Origin of the sequence: Pantoea sp. ACRSC (assembly GCF_022346785.1) — a bacterium.
In the GTDB taxonomy this organism is placed as follows: domain Bacteria; phylum Pseudomonadota; class Gammaproteobacteria; order Enterobacterales; family Enterobacteriaceae; genus Pantoea; species Pantoea alvi.
Window position 1 is genome coordinate 62,286 of record NZ_JAKRNN010000008.1, and the last position, 18,201, is coordinate 80,486.

At 60.9% G+C, this 18,201-nt stretch carries 15 protein-coding genes; 8 read left to right on the plus strand and 7 right to left on the minus strand.

Translation table 11 applies throughout. The annotated features are described in order from the left end of the window. Nucleotides 1-5 precede the first annotated feature (5 nt). From MHZ97_RS10130 to MHZ97_RS10140, 3 genes are all read left to right on the plus strand, one after another. Nucleotides 6-245, plus strand: coding sequence for a FeoA domain-containing protein (locus MHZ97_RS10130; RefSeq protein ID WP_239314483.1), 240 nt, complete (start codon nucleotides 6-8; stop codon nucleotides 243-245). Next, nucleotides 242-2,368, plus strand: coding sequence for a Fe(2+) transporter permease subunit FeoB (gene feoB, locus MHZ97_RS10135; RefSeq protein WP_239314482.1), 2,127 nt, complete (start codon nucleotides 242-244; stop codon nucleotides 2,366-2,368). Before MHZ97_RS10130 ends, feoB begins: the two co-directional genes overlap by 4 nt. A 288-nt stretch (nucleotides 2,369-2,656) precedes the next feature. Then, nucleotides 2,657-2,929, plus strand: coding sequence for a DUF333 domain-containing protein (locus tag MHZ97_RS10140; RefSeq protein ID WP_103795851.1), 273 nt, complete (start codon nucleotides 2,657-2,659; stop codon nucleotides 2,927-2,929). A 75-nt stretch (nucleotides 2,930-3,004) separates the two neighbouring features. Here the strand turns inward: MHZ97_RS10140 and MHZ97_RS10145 are convergent, their stop codons facing one another. Continuing rightward, nucleotides 3,005-4,003, minus strand: coding sequence for a 2-hydroxyacid dehydrogenase (locus MHZ97_RS10145; protein WP_103795850.1), 999 nt, complete (start codon nucleotides 4,001-4,003; stop codon nucleotides 3,005-3,007). A gap of 143 nt (nucleotides 4,004-4,146) precedes the next feature. On the opposite strand from MHZ97_RS10145, the gene MHZ97_RS10150 reads away from it, so the two are divergent. From MHZ97_RS10150 to MHZ97_RS10160, 3 genes are read left to right on the plus strand one after another with little or no spacing between them, the layout of a single operon-like run. Then, nucleotides 4,147-6,759 (plus strand): YdbH family protein, encoded by a 2,613-nt coding sequence (locus MHZ97_RS10150; protein WP_239314481.1) that lies wholly within the window; start codon nucleotides 4,147-4,149, stop codon nucleotides 6,757-6,759. Beyond that, nucleotides 6,756-6,944: a YnbE family lipoprotein gene (locus tag MHZ97_RS10155; RefSeq protein ID WP_033747068.1), complete on the plus strand. Its 189-nt coding sequence runs from the start codon at nucleotides 6,756-6,758 to the stop codon at nucleotides 6,942-6,944. Before MHZ97_RS10150 ends, MHZ97_RS10155 begins: the two co-directional genes overlap by 4 nt. Continuing rightward, complete coding sequence (locus tag MHZ97_RS10160; RefSeq protein ID WP_103795848.1) at nucleotides 6,944-7,273, plus strand: YdbL family protein; 330 nt, start codon at nucleotides 6,944-6,946, stop codon at nucleotides 7,271-7,273. The genes MHZ97_RS10155 and MHZ97_RS10160 overlap by 1 nt, the downstream gene beginning before the upstream one ends. A gap of 55 nt (nucleotides 7,274-7,328) precedes the next feature. Here MHZ97_RS10160 and MHZ97_RS10165 read toward each other — a convergent pair whose 3' ends face one another. Next, complete coding sequence (locus tag MHZ97_RS10165) at nucleotides 7,329-7,928, minus strand: FMN-dependent NADH-azoreductase (protein ID WP_103795847.1); 600 nt, start codon at nucleotides 7,926-7,928, stop codon at nucleotides 7,329-7,331. A gap of 255 nt (nucleotides 7,929-8,183) precedes the next feature. Between MHZ97_RS10165 and hrpA the strand changes: the two genes are divergently transcribed. Continuing rightward, a complete protein-coding gene (hrpA, locus tag MHZ97_RS10170; protein ID WP_103795846.1) occupies nucleotides 8,184-12,086 on the plus strand; it encodes an ATP-dependent RNA helicase HrpA in 3,903 nt (1,300 codons plus the stop codon). 206 nt (nucleotides 12,087-12,292) lie between these two features. Further along, nucleotides 12,293-12,868, plus strand: a complete 576-nt coding sequence (locus tag MHZ97_RS10175) for an Ail/Lom family outer membrane beta-barrel protein (RefSeq protein WP_239314480.1) — start codon at nucleotides 12,293-12,295, stop codon at nucleotides 12,866-12,868. 66 nt (nucleotides 12,869-12,934) lie between these two features. Here the strand turns inward: MHZ97_RS10175 and MHZ97_RS10180 are convergent, their stop codons facing one another. The 5 genes from MHZ97_RS10180 to rstA form a co-directional block, all read right to left on the minus strand. Then, nucleotides 12,935-13,744, minus strand: a complete 810-nt coding sequence (locus tag MHZ97_RS10180) for a serine protease (RefSeq protein WP_103795844.1) — start codon at nucleotides 13,742-13,744, stop codon at nucleotides 12,935-12,937. A 284-nt stretch (nucleotides 13,745-14,028) separates the two neighbouring features. Then, nucleotides 14,029-14,490: an acid resistance repetitive basic protein Asr gene (asr, locus tag MHZ97_RS10185; RefSeq protein WP_103795900.1), complete on the minus strand. Its 462-nt coding sequence runs from the start codon at nucleotides 14,488-14,490 to the stop codon at nucleotides 14,029-14,031. A gap of 155 nt (nucleotides 14,491-14,645) precedes the next feature. Beyond that, on the minus strand, nucleotides 14,646-16,133 hold the full coding sequence (locus MHZ97_RS10190; RefSeq protein ID WP_239314479.1) for a carboxypeptidase M32: 1,488 nt from the start codon (nucleotides 16,131-16,133) through the stop codon (nucleotides 14,646-14,648). 20 nt (nucleotides 16,134-16,153) lie between these two features. After that, the gene (rstB, locus tag MHZ97_RS10195) at nucleotides 16,154-17,455 is read right to left on the minus strand and encodes a two-component system sensor histidine kinase RstB (RefSeq protein WP_103795842.1); all 1,302 of its coding nucleotides are present in this window, start codon (nucleotides 17,453-17,455) and stop codon (nucleotides 16,154-16,156) included. Further along, nucleotides 17,452-18,180 (minus strand): two-component system response regulator RstA, encoded by a 729-nt coding sequence (gene rstA, locus MHZ97_RS10200; protein WP_103795841.1) that lies wholly within the window; start codon nucleotides 18,178-18,180, stop codon nucleotides 17,452-17,454. Before rstA ends, rstB begins: the two co-directional genes overlap by 4 nt. Between the last annotated feature and the right edge of the window lie 21 nt (nucleotides 18,181-18,201).

Genomic DNA, 18,201 nt, shown 5'->3' on the forward strand with positions numbered 1-18,201 from the left:
AGATCATGCTGATAAAACCCGGGAGTCAATGGCGTATTACAGGGTTCAGGAACGACCTGTCCGAGCTTTTCCGTCGCAAATTTTTATCGCTGGGCTTGGTGCCTGGCGCGGTGATCGATATTGTCAGATTCGCGCCGCTGGGTGACCCGGCGGAAGTGCGCCTTCGCCACAGCAGCTATGCGCTACGTAAAGCCGACCTGGCGATGCTGCGCCTTGAGGCGATTGACGGAGGCGAGCAGGCATGAAGCGTATCAGTGCCGTGCTGGCGGGCAATCCCAACGCCGGTAAAACCACGCTGTTCAATTTACTCACCGGGCTGCGCCAGCGCACCGGCAACTGGCCTGGCGTCACCGTTGAGCGCAAGCAGGGCACCTTTGCCACCGGCGAAGCCAGCGTGACCCTGATCGATCTGCCCGGTATCTACTCCCTCGAAAAGGTGCAGCCCGGAGATGGCCTCTCCGCCGACGAGCGCGTTACCTGCAGCTACGTGATGAGCGGCCAGGCGGACGTGCTGATCAATGTGGTTGACGCCTCCAGCCTGGAAAAGAGCCTCTGGCTTACCCTGCAGCTGCGCGAGCTGAACCTGCCGATGATTGTGGTGCTCAATATGGCCGACGTCGCCAGATCGTGCGGCGTCGCGCTGGACAGTGATGCGCTGGCCGCGCAGCTGGGTTGTCCGGTGGTGCTGATGTCCGCCTCGACCGCGGAAGGCGTGACGGCGCTGCTGGCGGCTATCGATAGCGTCGCCGCCGCGCCACCAGCGGATCTGCTGCTGAACCGAGCGGAGCTTGACGCGGAAGCGCGGCTGGCGCGCATCAGCGCCATCTGTCAGGCCGCCTGCGATCGTGGGTCGCATCGCGCCCATCGGCTGACGCGCGCGCTGGATAATCTGTTTCTCCATCGCTGGCTCGGTTTTCCCCTGTTTTTAGGGGTGATGTACCTGATGTTCTTCTTCTCTATCAATATCGGCGGCGCGCTGCAGCCGGTGTTTGACAAGGGCTCTGCGGCGCTGTTTGTTGACGGCACTGCGCAGCTCTGCGCGGCGCTTCACTTTCCCGACTGGCTCACCTCCTTTCTGGCGCAGGGCATTGGCGGCGGCATTACCACCGTTCTGCCGCTGGTGCCGCAGCTGGCGCTGATGTTCTTTTTTCTGACGCTGCTGGAGGAGTCGGGCTATATGGCGCGCGCCGCCTTTGTGGTCGATCGCCTGATGCGCTGGCTAGGGCTGCCGGGGAAATCTTTCGTGCCGCTCATCGTCGGCTTTGGCTGCAACGTGCCGGCGGTGATGGGCGCGCGCACGCTGGAAACCGAGCGCGAGCGGCTGATGACGATGCTGATGGCGCCCTTTATGTCCTGCGGCGCCCGGCTGGCGATATTCGCCGTTTTTTCCGGCGCCTTTTTCGGCAGTGCTGGCGCTGGGGCGATTTTTTCGCTCTATCTGCTCGGCATCGCGGCGGCGGTGCTCACCGGCCTGGTGCTGAAGCATACCCTGCTGAAGGGCGATTCATCCTGCGCGATTATGGAGCTGCCGCTCTGGCATGTGCCGGTGATGCGTAGCCTGCTGCTGCAGACCTGGTTTCGTCTGCACGCCTTCGTGATCCGCGCGGGTGCGGTGATCGTCGCCGCCTGCGTGGCAATTAGCCTGCTTTCTAACCTGACCGCCAGCGGCCATCTGGCGCAGCGCGTTGATGACTCCGTACTGGCCTCGGCCAGCCGCTACCTGACGCCGCTGTTTACGCCGATGGGGATTCAGCCCGACAACTGGCAGGCGACGGTGGGGCTGGTGACTGGCGCCATGGCGAAAGAGAGCGTGGTCGGCACCCTGAATGCGCTCTATATGGCGGAGCCGCAAAATGCGCCAGACGCTGCGCCCGCGCCGGGCCTGACGGCAGTTTTCGCCTCGGCGCTGGATGAGACCTGGCAGAACCTGAAAGCGGCGCTCAGCCCGCAAACGCTCTTTAACCCGGTGGAGGCCAGCAAAGGAGACGGCGAGATGAGCCAGGGCGCGGTGGGCATTATGCAGACGATGTTCGGCAGCTCGCTGGCGGCCTATAGCTATCTGGTTTTTGTGCTGCTCTATGTGCCTTGCGTTTCGGTTATGGGCGCGCTGGCGAAGGAGGCGGGGCGACAGTGGATGTGGTTCGCGCTGATTTGGGGAACGCTGATGGCCTATGGCGCCGCAACGCTGATTTACCAGATCGGCACCTTTACCCAGCATCCCGGGTTTAGCCTGCTCTGCGTGGCGGCCATCGCCGCGACGGGCATGGCGGCGGTTACGCTGTTACGCCATCTGGGCATCAATTTGCAGCCCGCTCTGCAGCCGGTAAAAGAGGGCGGCTGCGGCGGATGTAAAGGCTGTGGGCACTGACTGGGCAGTAAAAGTGCGCACCGCCGCCGCGCTGCGCAAAGCAGGCAGCGTCGATTAAAAAAATCGTGACATTGTCACTTATATGGCGGGTGACGCCGCAGCGCTGCCTGAGCAGGCGAGCCGCGCCAGAGAGGGCGGATAACCATCCTTAGCGCAGCGAAACAGGACTATTCTGCTTGCAAAGTCACAGAGAAAATTTTGTAAAAAGCTGTGTCGCCTCTCGACCGACCGCGATGCCTGTCTTATGCTTGAGCGGCCTTTAACCCTGACACTCCCGGAGTCCGACTGATGAAAGCAGCCACCTTTCTGCTGGCCGGTGCCGCGCTGCTGCTCTCGGCATGCAGCAGCAGCAGCGATAACGAACCGCCCCAACAGGCTACCGCAGCGCATATCCAGCCTCACGTCATTATGTCGTCGCTGGCGGAAAGCAACTGCGCCGGCGCAGGCGGCACGCTGGCATTTTCTCACCAGCTGGACGGCACGCGCATCGGCATGTGCCAGCTGGCAAACGGACGCCGCTGCGACGAACAGGCGCTAATAGGCGGCAACTGCGCCCGCTGATACCACAACAGGCGCTTTTAGTTGGCAACTGCGCCCGCTACTGGCACAGCAGACGCTTCTCGACGGCAACGCCCGTCAGGCTGAGGCGGAGAGCTGATTCGGGCAGGTTTCGCCCTTTTCAAGCTGGCTGAGATTGGACAACGTCGTTTCCGAAATCGCCGTCAGCGCCTCAGCGGTCAGAAACGCCTGATGGCCGGTAAACAGCACGTTGTGGCAGGCGGAGAGCCGACGGAACACGTCGTCCTGAATCACGTCGTTAGACTTATCTTCAAAGAACAGATCGCGCTCATTCTCGTAGACGTCCATGCCGAGCGAGCCGATTTTCTGCTGTTTCAGCGCGTCAATCGCCGCCTGAGAATCGATCAGTCCGCCGCGGCTGGTGTTGATAATCATCACCCCGTCTTTCATCTGGCTAAAGGCGCTGGCGTTCAGCAGATGATGGTTCTCCGGCGTCAGCGGGCAGTGCAGCGTAATCACGTCAGATTCGGTGAACAGGGTTTTTAAATCGACATACTCTGCGCCCAGCTCCAGCGCCTGTGCGCTCGGGTAGGGATCGAACGCCAGCAGACGCATACCGAACCCTTTCAGAATACGCATCGTCGCCACACCGATCTTGCCGGTGCCGACCACGCCCGCGGTTTTGCCGTGCATATTAAAGCCGGTTAAGCCGTCGAGGGAAAAGTTGGCGTCGCGCGTGCGCTGATAAGCGCGATGAATGCGGCGGTTAAGCGTCATCATCATACCGACCGTATGTTCCGCCACCGCTTCCGGCGAATAGGCGGGCACGCGCACCACCTTCAGGCCCAGCTCCGCCGCCGCGGCTAAATCGACGTTGTTAAAACCGGCGCAGCGCAGCGCGATATACTTCACGCCCAGCGCCGCCAGCTCCTCCAGCACCGGACGGCTGGCGTCGTCGTTGACGAAAATGCAGACGGCGTCGCAGTCAACGGCGTTTTTCGCCGTCGCTTCCGTCAGTAAAAAGTCAAAGTACACCAGATCGAACCGGTAGCCTTCGTTAACGTGATCGAGATACTTCTGGTCATAGTGCTTCGTGCTGTAAACCGCGATTTTCATCGTTACGCTCCTGCATTCGGGTATCCACACAGCATAACGTTTTATTGTGAATTTTGCTGCCGTCAGCGGCGCGCCTTCAACTCTGGCCAATTACGTGCCATCATCTGCGTCAGGATTCTGTCAGGAAAAGGAATAGTGCTGCCATGCCGCGGAGTTTCCGCCGACTACTCGCTGCATTACTGGCGCTGACGCTGCTGGTGCTGGGGCTGCTGCTCACCGTTACCCAATGGCTGCCGCGACTGGCCGGCATCTGGCTGCCGGCGGACACGCGCATCGTGCTGGAAGGCGCGCCGCGCTGGCGCAACGGCGGCCTCTGGTTTCCTCAGGTGCGCTACCTGGCGGGCAACTGCGCGCTGGCGAGCGTCGAGCAGGCTTCGCTCGGCTGGCATGACCAGCGCTGGCACCTCGCCGCGCGCCAGGTGACCATCGACAGCGACTGCCTGCAGCAGCTGCCGCAAAGCGAGCAGCCCGGCACGCCGAAAAGTCTCGCGCAGTGGCAGCAGCTGTTACCCGGCGCCGATATCCAGCTCGATAACCTTACGATTGCGCCCTGGCAGCAGTACGCCGGACGCTTCGACCTCAGCCTCACCCCGGCTAAACAGACGCTGCGCTATCGCGGCGACAACCTCAATATCGACGCCAGCCTGCAGGGGCAGCAGCTCAGCGTAGAGCAGCTGACGCTACGTCATAATGCGCTGCCGCAGCCCGTTACGCTTCATGGTCAGTTCGCGCTGCCCGAGTTCGCCAACGGGCTGCCGGTTAGCGGTCAGCTGGAGGGCGCGCTGCAATACGCCGGGGAACCGCTGCGGCTGACGCTCGACTGGCAGCAGCAGCAGGGCAAGCTCGAGCTCTACGCCACCGGCGACGGTCAGCCGCTGCTGATGCTGCCGTGGCAGGCAGACGCGCGGCAGATCCGCATCGTTAAAGGGCGCTACCGCTGGCCGACCGGCGAACAGACGCTCTCCGGCTTTCTCGATCTCAGCCTCGACAACTGGCGGCAAGGGCTGGAGGAGACGCAGATAACCGGCCGCCTCAACGTGCTGACGCAGGGGCGCGGCGGCAAAGGCAACGCGGTGCTGAATATTGGTCCAGGCAGGCTGAGCATGACCCGCAGCGCGCTGCCGCTGCGCCTTACCGGGGAAAGCAAGCTGGCGGCGATGCAGCTCTACGCCGCGCTGCCGGGCGATCTCAGCGGGCCGCTGCTCGACCCGCAGCTGAGCTTCCGCCCCGGCGCGCTGCTGCGCCTGCGCGGCCGCATCCTCTCCACGCTGGAGGTGGACGAGGCGCGCTGGCCGCTGGCGGGCGTGCGCCTCGCCTCGCAGGGGATCGACGGCCGTCTGCAGGCGATACTCAAGGCGCACGACCCGAGCTTCGGCCAGTTTCGGCTCCATCTCGACGGGCGTGCAAACGACTTCTGGCCCGATAAGGGCGAGTGGAAATGGCGCTACTGGGGCGCTGGCGAGATGCTGCCGCTTAACGCCGCCTGGACTATTCAGGGCGCGGGCGGCTGGCGCGACACCCTGATCCACCTCGACAGCCTTAACGCCGGATTCGATCAGATGCAGTACGGTATGGCGCAGGTGGTGCGGCCGCGCCTGACGCTGAGCGCGCCGGTTAACTGGCAGCGCGACGCGCAGCGGGCCGCCTTTAACGGCGGCTTCCGCATCGACGCGGGAGAGACGCGCTTCGATTTCGGCGGGCGGCTGCCCGCCTCCTCGCTGAGCTTTGAGGCAAAAGGTCAGGATCCCAGCCACTTTAGCTGGCGCGGATCGCTGCATGCGCAGGCGATCGGGCCGCTGCGCGTTCACGGCCGCTGGGACGGTGAGCGCCTGCGCGGCGAAGCCTGGTGGCCAACACAGTCTTTAACGGTATTTCAGCCGCTGCTTAATCCCGATCTGAAGATGAAAATCCGCGCCGGCGAGCTGCGTGCGCAGGTGGCGTTTTCCGCCGCCGCGAAAGAGGGATTTAGCGCCGGCGGCCACTGGACGGTGTCGCAGGGCAGCCTCTGGACGCCGGACAACCAGATTAACGGCGTCGACTTCTCGCTGCCGTTCCGCCTGAAAGATCAGCAGTGGCAGTTTGGCGTGCGCGGGCCGGTGCAGCTGCGCATCGGCGAAATCACCAACCAGTTCGCCATGCAGGATATTCGCGCCGATCTGCAGGGTTACTATCCCTGGAGCGAGGCTCAGCCGCTCACGCTGCAGGCGGTCAGCATGGCGCTGCTGGGGGGCGAGGTGACGCTGCCCGCGCTGCGCCTGCCGCAGCACGAGGTGGCGAAGATCGGCCTGCGCGATATCAGCCTGAGCAAGCTGGTCACCGCGCTCAAGCCTAAACAGTTCGCCATGTCCGGCAGGATCAACGGCGAGCTGCCGCTGTGGGTCAACAACCCGCGCTGGCTGGTGCAGAACGGCTGGATTGCCAACAGCGGATCGCTGACCTTCCGCATGGACAAAGATATGGCCGACGCGATTACCGCGGGCAACGTCGCGGCGGGCGCAGCGATGGACTGGCTGCGCTACATGGAGATCTCCCGCTCCTGGGCGACAATCGATCTCGACAACCTCGGCAACCTCGCCATGCAGGCGCAGGTGCAGGGGGTCAGTCGCTTCAGCAACCGCAAACAGACCGTGAATCTCAACTACCGCCATCAGCAGAACCTGTTTCAACTCTGGCGCAGCCTGCGTTTTGGCGATAATTTGCAATCCTGGGTGGAACAGAACGCCACTCTGCCGACCAAAAGGGATCAACAACCATGAGCCTCAGGGCGTTACTGGTGCTGGCCGTCGGGCTGCCGCTGACCGGCTGCGTGCCGCGCATCGAGGTGGCCGCGCCGAAGGAGCCGATCACCATCAATATGAATGTGAAGATCGAGCATGAAATTCATATCAAAGTGGACAAAGACGTGGAGGCGCTGCTGAAAAATCAGAGCGATCTGTTTTGATGCGCGCGCTCCGCAGGCCGCTGCTCGCCGCGCTGCTGCTGATGGGCGCGGCGCAGCCGGCGCTGGCGCTGACGCTCGATGAGGCGCGCCTTCAGGGCCGGGTCGGGGAAACCTTTAGCGGCTATATCGCCGCGCGCCAGTCGGACGCAGAGACCCTGGCGCTGGTAAAGCGCATCAACGCCGGACGCAGCCTGGAGTATCAGCGCATCGCGCAGCAAAATAATCTCACCACCGATCAGGTGGCGCGTATCGCTGGCGGAAAGCTGGTCGAGCGCGCGGGCGCGGGCGAGTACGTACGCGGCCTGAATGGCCTGTGGATGCAGAAATAAAAAAAGCCAGGCATCATGCCTGGCAAGCGAAACACAGTATGAATAATAATAATGATTAGGCAGAAACAATCTGTTTGATGGCGTTTTTCGCGTCGTCGGTTGCTTTGGTCGCGACTTCCGGGCCGTAGGCAATGCCTTCGGCGAAAACGAATTCAACGTCGGTGATGCCGATAAAGCCCAGGAAGAGCTTCACGTACGGCGTCAGCAGATCGCTCGGGGTATCTTTGTGAATGCCGCCGCGGCTGGAGAGAATGACCGCACGCTTGCCTTTCACCAGACCTTCCGGGCCCGCTTCGGTGTAGCGGAAGGTGACGCCGGCGCGAGCAACCAGGTCAAAATAGTTTTTCAGCTGGGTCGGGATGTTGAAGTTGTACATCGGTGCGGCGATGACGACTACGTCGTGCGCCTGCAGCTCTTCGATCAGCGCGTTGGAGAGATCCAGCGCTTCCTGCTGACGCGGAGAGAGCGGGGCGTCTGACGGGCGCAGCGCGCCGACCAGTTCGCCGTCCAGTACCGGAATCGGATCCGCAGCCAGGTCGCGAACGGTAACCTGATCGCCTTTGGCTTTCGCTTCTTCAGCATAGAAATCGGCCAGCTGGCTTGACTGTGAGTAACCTGCGAGGATGCTGGATTTCAGAACTAATACTTTGCTCATTGCTGTTTCCTGTTTGTTACGCGGAAGGCTTCCCGCTCAATGGGTTACACTCTACGGTCATTAACGACGCGGTAAAAGCGCAATATTTCGAGAGCTATGTTCGAATTTCTTGAATAAGCATGCCATGGAAGGCGCAGCCGGGCGTGTTAAAATGTGTTACTCTTTGCTCAATACAATTTTTAGAATCAGTCGGTTAACCCGGCTACCGGACGCTGCGATGTGCAGCGGCTCCGTCTGAGAAGGTACTCCATTACTATGTCATCACCGGTTTCCTCTCCTCTCGCGCCGCTGTGGTCGCGACTCGACAATCTGATGCTGCGCGACCGCCAGCGTCTCCAGCGCCGCCTGCGCGGCGCCGGCAAAGTCGCTAACCCCGCTGCGCTGCAGGGCATCGCTGACGAAATCAGCCAGGAGATCGCGACGGCGGAGCAGCGCGTTGCCGCCCGTACCGCCGCGACGCCAAAAATTACCTTTCCCGATAATCTGCCCGTCAGTCAGAAACAGCAGCAGATTGCCGAGGCGATCCGCGATCATCAGGTGGTGATCGTTGCCGGCGAAACCGGCTCAGGCAAAACCACCCAGCTGCCGAAAATCTGTCTGGCGCTCGGCCGCGGGGTCAAAGGGCTGATCGGCCATACCCAGCCGCGCCGTCTGGCGGCGCGTACCGTCGCCAACCGCATCGCCGACGAGCTGGAAACCTCGCTCGGCGGCTGCATCGGCTATAAAGTGCGCTTTAACGATCAGGTCAGCGACACCACCCAGGTGAAGCTGATGACCGACGGTATTCTGCTGGCGGAAATCCAGCAGGATCGTCTGCTGCTGCAGTATGACACCATCATTATCGATGAGGCGCACGAGCGCAGCCTGAATATCGATTTCCTGCTCGGCTACCTGCGCGAGCTGCTGCCGCGTCGTCCCGACCTGAAAATCATCATCACCTCGGCGACCATCGATCCGCAGCGCTTTTCACGCCACTTCCATAATGCGCCGGTGATTGAGGTCTCGGGCCGCACCTTCCCGGTGGAAGTACGCTACCGGCCGGTGGTGGAAGAGGCGGACGACAGCGAGCGCGATCAGCTGCAGGCGATCTTCGACGCGGTAGACGAGCTGAGCGACGAAGGGCGCGGCGATATTCTGATCTTTATGAGCGGCGAACGCGAAATTCGCGACACCGCCGACGCGCTGGCGAAGCGCGATCTGCCGCATACCGAAATCTTGCCCCTCTACGCGCGTTTATCGAACGCCGAGCAGAACCGGGTTTTCCAGTCCCACAGCGGACGCCGCATTGTGCTGGCCACCAACGTGGCGGAAACCTCGCTTACCGTGCCCGGCATTAAATATGTGATCGACCCCGGCACCGCGCGCATCAGCCGCTACAGCTATCGTACGAAAGTGCAGCGCCTGCCAATCGAGCCCATTTCCCAGGCCTCGGCCAACCAGCGTAAAGGGCGCTGCGGCCGCGTCTCTGACGGTATCTGTATCCGTCTCTATTCGGAAGATGACTTCCTCAGCCGCCCGGCGTTTACCGACCCGGAGATCCTGCGCACCAACCTGGCCTCGGTGATCCTGCAGATGACGGCGCTGGGGCTGGGCGATATCGCCGCGTTTCCCTTCGTCGAAGCGCCCGATAAGCGCAATATTCAGGATGGCGTGCGGCTGCTGGAGGAGCTGGGCGCGCTCACCCTGAATGAGGAGAGCGGTCACTACAAGCTGACCGCGTCGGGCCGTCAGCTGGCGCAGCTGCCGGTGGATCCGCGCCTGGCGCGCATGGTGCTGGAGGCGCAGAAGTTCGGCTGCGTGCGCGAGGTAATGATTATCGCCTCGGCACTGTCGATCCAGGATCCGCGCGAGCGGCCGGTCGAGAAACAGCAGGCTGCCGATGAGAAACATCGCCGCTTCGCCGACAAAGAGTCTGACTTCCTCGCCTTCGTTAACCTGTGGAACTACCTGAGCGAGCAGCAGAAGGCGCTGTCGGGCAATCAGTTCCGCCGCCAGTGTAAAGGGGATTACCTTAACTATCTGCGCGTGCGCGAATGGCAGGATATCTATACCCAGCTGCGCCAGGTGGTGCGAGAGCTGGGGATCCCGGTCAACAGCGAGCCGGCCGGATTCCGCGAGGTACACTGCGCGCTGCTGACCGGCCTGCTGTCGCATATCGGCATGAAAGACGCCGAGAAGCAGGAGTTTACCGGCGCGCGCAACGCGCGCTTCGCTATCTTCCCCGGCTCCGGGCTGTTTAAAAAACCGCCCAAATGGACCATGGTGGCCGAACTGGTGGAAACCAGCCGCCTGTGGGGACGCATCGCGGCGCGTATCGATCCTGAGTGGATCGAGCCGCTGGCGCAGCACCTAATCAAACGCAGCTACAGCGAGCCGCACTGGGAAAAAGGTCAGGGCGCGGTAATGGCACAGGAGAAGGTCACGCTTTACGGCCTGCCCATCGTCGCCGCGCGCAAGGTCAACTACGGCAGCATCGATCCCACGCTGAGCCGCGAGCTGTTTATCCGTCATGCGCTGGTGGAAGGCGACTGGCAGACTCGCCACGCCTTCTTCCGCAACAACCAAAAGCTGCGCAGCGAAGTCGAAGATCTTGAACATAAATCGCGCCGCCGCGACATCCTGGTGGATGACGAAACCCTGTTCAACTTCTATGACCAGCGCGTCGGCCAGCAGGTGGTATCGGCGAAGCATTTCGACAGCTGGTGGAAGCAGGCGAGCCGCGACACCCCCGATCTGCTCAGCTTCGACAAGCAGATGCTGATCAAAGAGGGCGCGGATAAGGTCAGCCAGCTCGACTACCCCAACTTCTGGCATCAGGGCAACCTCAAGCTGAAGCTCAGCTATCAGTTTGAGCCGGGCGCGGACGCCGACGGCGTCACGGTGCATATTCCGCTGCCGCTGCTTAATCAGGTTGAGGACCAGGGCTTTGAGTGGCAGATCCCTGGCGTGCGCCGCGAGCTGATTATCGCGCTGATCAAGTCGCTGCCGAAGCCGCTGCGCCGTAATCTGGTGCCTGCACCCAATTACGCTGACGCCTTTCTGGGCCGCGTCACCGCGATGGAGATGCCGCTGCTCGACGCGCTGGCGAAAGAGTTTCGCCGCATGACCGGCGTCACGCTGGAGCGCGAAAGCTGGCAGTGGGAACAGGTGCCCGATCATCTGAAAATGACTTTCCGCGTGGTGGATGAACATAACCGCAAGCTGAAAGAGGGCAAAGATCTCAGCGCGCTGAAAGCGGAACTGAAAGAAAAGGTGCAGGAGACGCTGTCGAAGGTGGCGGATGACGGGCTGGAGCAGAACGGTCTGCATATCTGGAGCTTCGGCGATCTGCCGCGCAGCTACGAGCAGAAGCGCGGCGGCTATCAGGTCAAGGCCTGGCCAGCGCTGGTCGATGAAAAAGAGAGCGTGGCAATCCGCCTGTTCGACAGCGAACAGGAGCAGCAGAAAATGATGTGGCGCGGCCAGCGTCGCCTGCTGCTGCTCAATATTCCCTCGCCGATAAAATATCTGCATGAGAAGCTGCCGAACAAAGCCAAGCTGGGGCTCTACTTCAACCCCTACGGCAAGGTGCTGGATCTGATCGACGACTGTATCGCCTGCGGCGTCGATAAGCTGATGGCGGAAGCGGGCGGCCCGGCCTGGCAGCAGCAGAACTTTGAGCAGCTGCACGAGAAGGTGCGCGCCGAGCTGAACGATACGGTGGTGGAGATCGCTAAACAGGTTGAGCAGATCCTCACCGCCGTGTTCAACATCAACAAGCGGCTGAAAGGGCGCGTCGATATGACCATGGCGCTGGCGCTCTCCGATATCAAGGCGCAGATAGGCGGCCTGGTTTATCGCGGCTTTGTTACCGGCAACGGCTGGAAGCGCCTGGGCGACACGCTGCGCTATCTGCACGGCATTGAGCGGCGGCTGGAAAAACTGCCGGCCGATCCGCACAGCGACCGCGCGCGCATGCTGAAGGTGCAGGCGGTGGAGCAGGCCTGGCAGACGTGGCGCAACAAGCTGCCGCCGCAGCGTCAGGATGATGAAGATGTGCGCGACATCCGCTGGATGATCGAGGAGCTGCGCATCAGCTACTTTGCCCAGCAGCTTGGTACGCCCTATCCGGTTTCCGACAAGCGTATTCTGCAGACAATGGAGCAGTTCGCGGCGTAATTACCTGGCGCTCTGCTAAGCCGCAGCATAACAGGCTGCGGCTTTTTTTTGGGCCACTATCTTCTGCGCCAGTAATTTATTTACTCGCGTGATTAAAACGGAGGAAATTGTCACGCAGGCATCGACCTTGGCCGCATTTTTTGGTTAGAATCAGCGGCGGCGCCAGATGCGCGCTGGATGATTGAATTTAATTAAGGAAGATAAATATGAAAAAGTCTGTTTTAGCCACGCTTATTATGGTCTCTCTGGGAATACACGCAAACGCCTTTGCCGATCAGCAGACTGTTACCCTCGGCTATGCACAAAGTAAAGTGCAGGATTTCAAGAATATCCGCGGGATTAACCTTAAGTATCGCTATGAGTGGGATTCGCCGCTAAGCCTGATTAGCTCGCTGACCTATATGAGCGGCAGCGGCAGCTATAACCCCCAGATTGACTCGATGGATATATTCGAGAGTGATGCGAAAGTAAAATATTATTCGCTCTCGGTCGGCCCGGCGTGGCGCGTTAACCAATATATCAGCCTCTATGGCCTGCTCGGCCTTAATTATAATAAAGTCGACTACCGTGAGAGTTGGTATAACTACGAAGGAAGCTACGTATATATGGGCGACCGCTCGCTCAGCGAGAAGAAAACGTCGCTGATGTATGGTGCAGGCGTGCAGATCAATCCGGCAAAAAATCTGGCGATTGATATCGGCTATGAGGGATCGCGTCTCGACGTGGCCGACAAGGATATGTCGATTAACGGCTTTGTTCTCAACCTGGGCTACACCTTCTGACCCTGACGTTGAGCAATAAAAAAGGCGCGCTGGCAAAGCCTGCGCGCCTTTTCTTTTCTGCTGGTTTTATTGCGCCAGCGCTTCCAGCCTGTCGCGGAACGACGTGACCGCGATAGCGCGGTTATCCGCGAGGTAGCGATCTTTCGCCGCCGGTGCCGAGCTCTGCACCGCAATCAGCTGCCAGCCATTCTCGTTTTTCAACAGCAGCGGCGAGCCGCTGTCGCCCGGCAGCGTGTCGCACTGATGCGACAGCACGGCGCGCTGCGCCCAGCCGGTAATCAGGCAGTCGCTGTGGGAGTAGAGGGTATCGAGGTGATCTTCGGGATAGCCCGCCTGAGTGACTTTCCGGCCCGCCTCTTTAAGCGCGGCGGTGAGATCGCTGCGCGAACCGTCGAACAGCGGAATCGGGTTGATCGCGGAAGGGGGATTGCGCAGGATCACCAGGCCGTAGTCAAACGGCGCGGCGTCGCTGGGGACAATCCAGCCTTCGCCGTCCGCCTTCAGCTTGCGCGCCAGCGACGGCTCGACGCGCGCGTCGATATCGTGGATCTCATAGCGCCAGCCGCTGTCGCTCGCCATAAAGCGCAGCGCCACCGGCTTGTCGAATTTGCCCGGCGGCGTCAGCAGGCAGTGTCCCGCCGTCAGCGCCAGATGGGCGGAGATCAGCGTAGCGGTGCAGAGATTGCCGCTTTCGGTTTCCAGCTGGCCAATGGCGTCCCAGGGCGCGGCAGTGATATCGCCGATCGCCTTGCGGTGATCTTTGCCAAAGAAAAGCATTTTGATTTCATCGGGATTCGGCGCATCGTCATCATCGTCGGCGTGGGCCAGAGTGGTGAAACAGAACAATCCAGTCAACAGCAAAATAGCCAGGCGCATAGGTCTCTCAATGGCGAGATTTAAGAAGAGGTTATTGTCATCACGCTTGCGCAATAACTATAGTCGGTGAGCGGTAAAAAAGGGAGATTTATTGGAATAATCAGCACGCTACAACGACTAAATAAAGAAGAAGGCCGCGATGACGCCGCAGAGGATCATCACCAGCAGGATAATTTCAAAACGATAGCGACGCACCATTTCCGCAACTCCAGTAACGAAACACCCGGCAGAACCGGGTGTTTTTATTAGTCAACGCTTCTTAAGGCGCAGGTGCGCAACCTTAATTATTTCGCAGCGGCTTTCTTCACGGCTTTATGGTGCTTTTTAGCAGCCTGGGCTTTCTGCGGAGCAGCCGCTTTTTTGGTTGCTTTGTGATGCTTTTTAGCAGCCTGAGCTTTCTGCGGAGCAGCGGCTTTCTTCGCTACTTTGTGGTGTTTTTTTGCAGCCTGTGCTTTCTGTGCAGTTTCTGACTTAGCGGCTTTCTTGTGGTGCTTTTTAGCGGCCTGCGCTTTCTGCGCAGTCTCTTTTTTCACTGCTTTTTTGTGGTGCTTTTTAGCAGCCTGAGCTTTCTGAGCGGCTTTGTGTTTTTTGTGCGCGGTTTTGTGAACGGTTTTAGCCGGCGCAGCAGAGGTCGTGGTGCTGGTCGCAGCAGGAGCTGCAGCCGGTGCCGCGGTGGTTTCAGCAGCGAAAGCAACAGAAGAGAGACCCATAGCAGCGGCGATGACCAGTGCAAACAATTTTTTCATTGCAAATTCCTCGAGCATTTTTTTCATGTGTAGCCCACTGCGGGGCCGGTGAAATGACTATATAAAATGCGAGAGGCGGTTTCCGTGGGTGTTTGGTATCGGCGTGTAACCGATTGTACAAAGCGGGAAAAGGGCGGCCGCGAGGGCCGCACAGACTAACGATTCAGGTAGCGTTGTTCAAGATGCTGGCGGAAAAAGCGCGGATTCAGCGCTTCGCCGGTGGCGTTAATCAGCAGCTGCTCGGTCGGGAAACGGCTGCCGTGCTGCCAGATGTTCTGCTGCAGCCAGTCGAATACCGGCTGCAGTTCGCCGTGCTGCAGGCGTTCGCCTAAATCGGGCAGCGCTTTTTTCACCGCCTGGAACAGCTGCGCCGCATACATGGCGCCCAGCGTATAGGTGGGGAAGTAGCCGAAGGCGCCGTCGGTCCAGTGAATATCCTGCATGCAGCCGTCGCGGTAGTTGCCGCGCGTATCCAGCCCTAAAGAGTGCATCATCTTCTCATCCCACAGCGCCGGGATATCCTCGACCTCGATCTCGCCTTCAATCAGCGCGCGCTCAATCTCGAAACGCAGAATAACGTGCGCCGGATAGCTCAGCTCATCGGCGTCGACGCGGATCAGGCCGGGCCTGACGCGCTGCGTCAGGCGCACAAAGTTTTCCGCGTTCAGCGCCGGCTGCGCGCCGAGCTTGTCGCACACCTGCGGCAGAATACGCTGCAGGAACTCGCGGCTGCGGCCCAGCTGCATCTCCATAAACAGGCTTTGCGACTCGTGGATGGCGGTCGAGCGCGCCAGCCCCACCGGCTGATCGCGCCACTGCTGCGGCAGGCCCTGCTCGTAGCGCGCATGGCCAGTCTCATGGATCACGCCCATCAGCGCGCTGAGAAACTCATCCTGGTTATAGCGCGTGGTGATACGTACATCGTCCGGCACGCCGCCGCAGAAGGGATGGGCGCTGACGTCAAGGCGACCGTGGCGAAAATCGAAGCCCAGGGTCGCCATCACGCTGAGGCCGAGCTGGCGCTGCGCTTCGACAGCGAACGGCCCCTGCGGCAGTTCGACGCGCTCCTGCGCCTGCTTCTCCACCACGCGCTGCAGCAGATCGGGCAGCCAGCTTTTCAGCTCGCCGAAGGTGGCGTCCAGCTTCGCGCTGGTCATACCCGGCTCGTAGAGATCGAGCAGGGCGTCGTAGCGCGAGGTGCCGTTCGCGTCCGCGCGCAGCTGCGCCTCTTCGCGGCTCAGGCGCACCACCTCTTTCAGGTTGGCGGCAAAGCCCTGCCAGTCATTTGCCGGACGCTGTTCGCGCCACGCGTGCTCGCAGCGCGAACCGGCCAGCGATTTCGCCTCTACCAGCGAGGCGGGCAGCAGCGACGCCTGCTGCCATGCGCGCTGCATCTCGCGCAGGTTGGCGCGTTCGACGTCGTTAAGGTCGGCCTGTTCGGCCTCCTGAATCAGCTCGCCGACGCGGGGATCGGTCAGGATGCTATGGCGCAGCACGCCCATCTCCGCCAGCGCTTCGCCGCGCGCCGGGCTGCCGCCGGACGGCATCATGGTCTGCATGTCCCAGCCCGCGACCGCCATCAGGTGGCCGAAACGGGAGAGCCGCTGGAAAGTGGCACTAAGTTGTTGATAAGCAGTAGTCACCAGAAACTCCTTGTGAAGGTTTATCGCGCCGAAGGGTCACGCAAAGGTAGATCAACCGGCCAGCAAAAGCGAACGCTGGCGCCGCCAAGCGGGCTGCCCTCTATGCTGACCTGGCCGCCAAGCGCCTGCGCGATAGAGTGAACAATAGCGAGTCCAAGGCCGCAGCCGCCGGTGGCGCGGTCGCGGCTCGGATCGAGGCGAACAAAGGGCTCGAAGACGCGCTCGCGCTCCTCGGCCGGAATGCCTGGGCCGTCATCTTCCACCTGCAGACAGCCCCGTGCGCCGTCGAACCACAGGCTGACGCGCAGCCGATGGCTGGCGTAGCGCAGCGCGTTGTTGACCAGGTTGTCCAGCACGCGCTCCATCAGGCGCGTGTCGGAGACGCCGTGGTTCTCGCGCTGCGGCAGGTCAAGGTCTATCTGCATCTGCGGGTTGAGGTCGCGCACGTCGTTAATGTGCTCGCGCAGCCAGTGCGCCAGGTCGAGCGAGGTGAGGTTGAGATCGACGCGCGGGCGATCGAGTCGCGCATAGGTCAGCAGCTCTTCAATCAAACTCTCCAGCTGGCCGATATCGCGGTTGATGGCGGCGGACTCGCCGGCGGTAAGGTTATCGCTCATCTCCAGCCGGTAGCGCAGGCGCACCAGCGGCGTACGTAGCTCGTGGGCGATGCCGTCGATCAGCTGCTTCTTGCTCGCCACCAGCGTATTGATATTCTCCGCCATCTGGTTAAAGGCGACCCCCAGGCGAAACAGGCTGGAGGTGTTGTCGAAGTGGGTGCGGACATCCAGCTCGCCGCGGCCAAAGCGCTGCGCCGCAATCTCCAGGCGCTGCATCTCTTTCCAGTGCGGTCGCATCCAGATAAAGACCGGCAGCGCCAGCGACATGCCGATAAACACCAGCAGCGCGATATCCAGCAGCCGCATCTGATGCAGGTAAAAAAGGTAGGGGATCGGGCCGACGGAGAGGACGTAATGGCTGCGCGGAATATGCTGCAAAAAGGTGTACTGATCGTCCAGCGCGACGATCTCGCCGGCGCGCAGCCGACGCATATCGGGCTCGTCGAGCTGATATTTGCTCATCGGCTCAATATGCAGGTCGAACGACAGGCCGAGATCGAGGCTCTTTATCGTTTTATTCCAGTCGCGCGGCGGGATTTCGCGCAGTTCGCTGCGGATCAGATAGAGCGAGCTTGCCATCAGATCGTTCATCGACTGTCTGCCGGCGCGCTCGGCGGTGAATTTGTAGACCAGGCCGACCAGCAGCGCCATCACCAGGAAGCAGACAAAGAGCAGCAGATAGAACTGGATAAACAGTTTTCTCATGCCTGCGTATCCCACGCCTGCGGAGCGAACAGATAGCCCTTGTTGCGGATGGTTTTAATGCGGAAAGGCTCGGTGGCGCTGTCGTGCAGCTTTTTACGCAGGCGGGAAATCGCCACGTCGATGCTGCGATCCATGCCGTCGTAGCTGACGCCGCGCAGGGTTTTCAGCAGCGCGTCGCGATTCAGGATCTGTCCGGCGTGCGTGGCCAGCTCCCACAGCAGATCGAAGTCGGCGGTGGAGAGCACGATCTGCTCGCTGAACAGCGTCACTTCGCGATTGAGCGCATCGATGGTGAGTGAGCCAAAGCGCAGCAGCTTCTGTTTTTGCGCCGTGGCGGGGGCGGGCGCATCGTCGCCCTGGCCCTGCTGCGCCTGACGCAGATGCAGCCGTAGCCGCGCCAGCAGCACCGCGGGTGGGGTGGTTTTCAAAATATAGTCCTGCGCGCCCATCTCCAGCGCCAGAATATGGTTCATGTCGCTGTCGAGCGAGGTCAGCAGCACAATCGGGCCCTGCCACTGGCTGCGCAGATCGCGGCACAGCGTCATGCCGTCTTTGCCAGGCAGCATGATATCCAGCATAACGAGATCCGGCTGTTCGGCCGCAATAACGGCTTCGGCGCGGTCGCCGCGCGTCTCGACAATCACCTCGATATCGTGGCGGCCAAGGTAGGCTGCAATCAGCGAACCCACTTCCGGTTCGTCTTCAACAAAAACGATTTTATTCATAATCCACTGCGACAAATAAGC

Coding starts and splice junctions, on each gene's coding strand:
- MHZ97_RS10130 (WP_239314483.1), top strand. CDS start 6: ATGCTGATAAAACCCGGGAGTCAATGGCGTATTACAGGGTTCAGGAAC.
- feoB (WP_239314482.1), top strand. CDS start 242: ATGAAGCGTATCAGTGCCGTGCTGGCGGGCAATCCCAACGCCGGTAAA.
- MHZ97_RS10140 (WP_103795851.1), top strand. CDS start 2,657: ATGAAAGCAGCCACCTTTCTGCTGGCCGGTGCCGCGCTGCTGCTCTCG.
- MHZ97_RS10145 (WP_103795850.1), bottom strand. CDS start 4,003: ATGAAAATCGCGGTTTACAGCACGAAGCACTATGACCAGAAGTATCTC.
- MHZ97_RS10150 (WP_239314481.1), top strand. CDS start 4,147: ATGCCGCGGAGTTTCCGCCGACTACTCGCTGCATTACTGGCGCTGACG.
- MHZ97_RS10155 (WP_033747068.1), top strand. CDS start 6,756: ATGAGCCTCAGGGCGTTACTGGTGCTGGCCGTCGGGCTGCCGCTGACC.
- MHZ97_RS10160 (WP_103795848.1), top strand. CDS start 6,944: ATGCGCGCGCTCCGCAGGCCGCTGCTCGCCGCGCTGCTGCTGATGGGC.
- MHZ97_RS10165 (WP_103795847.1), bottom strand. CDS start 7,928: ATGAGCAAAGTATTAGTTCTGAAATCCAGCATCCTCGCAGGTTACTCA.
- hrpA (WP_103795846.1), top strand. CDS start 8,184: ATGTCATCACCGGTTTCCTCTCCTCTCGCGCCGCTGTGGTCGCGACTC.
- MHZ97_RS10175 (WP_239314480.1), top strand. CDS start 12,293: ATGAAAAAGTCTGTTTTAGCCACGCTTATTATGGTCTCTCTGGGAATA.
- MHZ97_RS10180 (WP_103795844.1), bottom strand. CDS start 13,744: ATGCGCCTGGCTATTTTGCTGTTGACTGGATTGTTCTGTTTCACCACT.
- asr (WP_103795900.1), bottom strand. CDS start 14,490: ATGAAAAAATTGTTTGCACTGGTCATCGCCGCTGCTATGGGTCTCTCT.
- rstB (WP_103795842.1), bottom strand. CDS start 17,455: ATGAGAAAACTGTTTATCCAGTTCTATCTGCTGCTCTTTGTCTGCTTC.
- rstA (WP_103795841.1), bottom strand. CDS start 18,180: ATGAATAAAATCGTTTTTGTTGAAGACGAACCGGAAGTGGGTTCGCTG.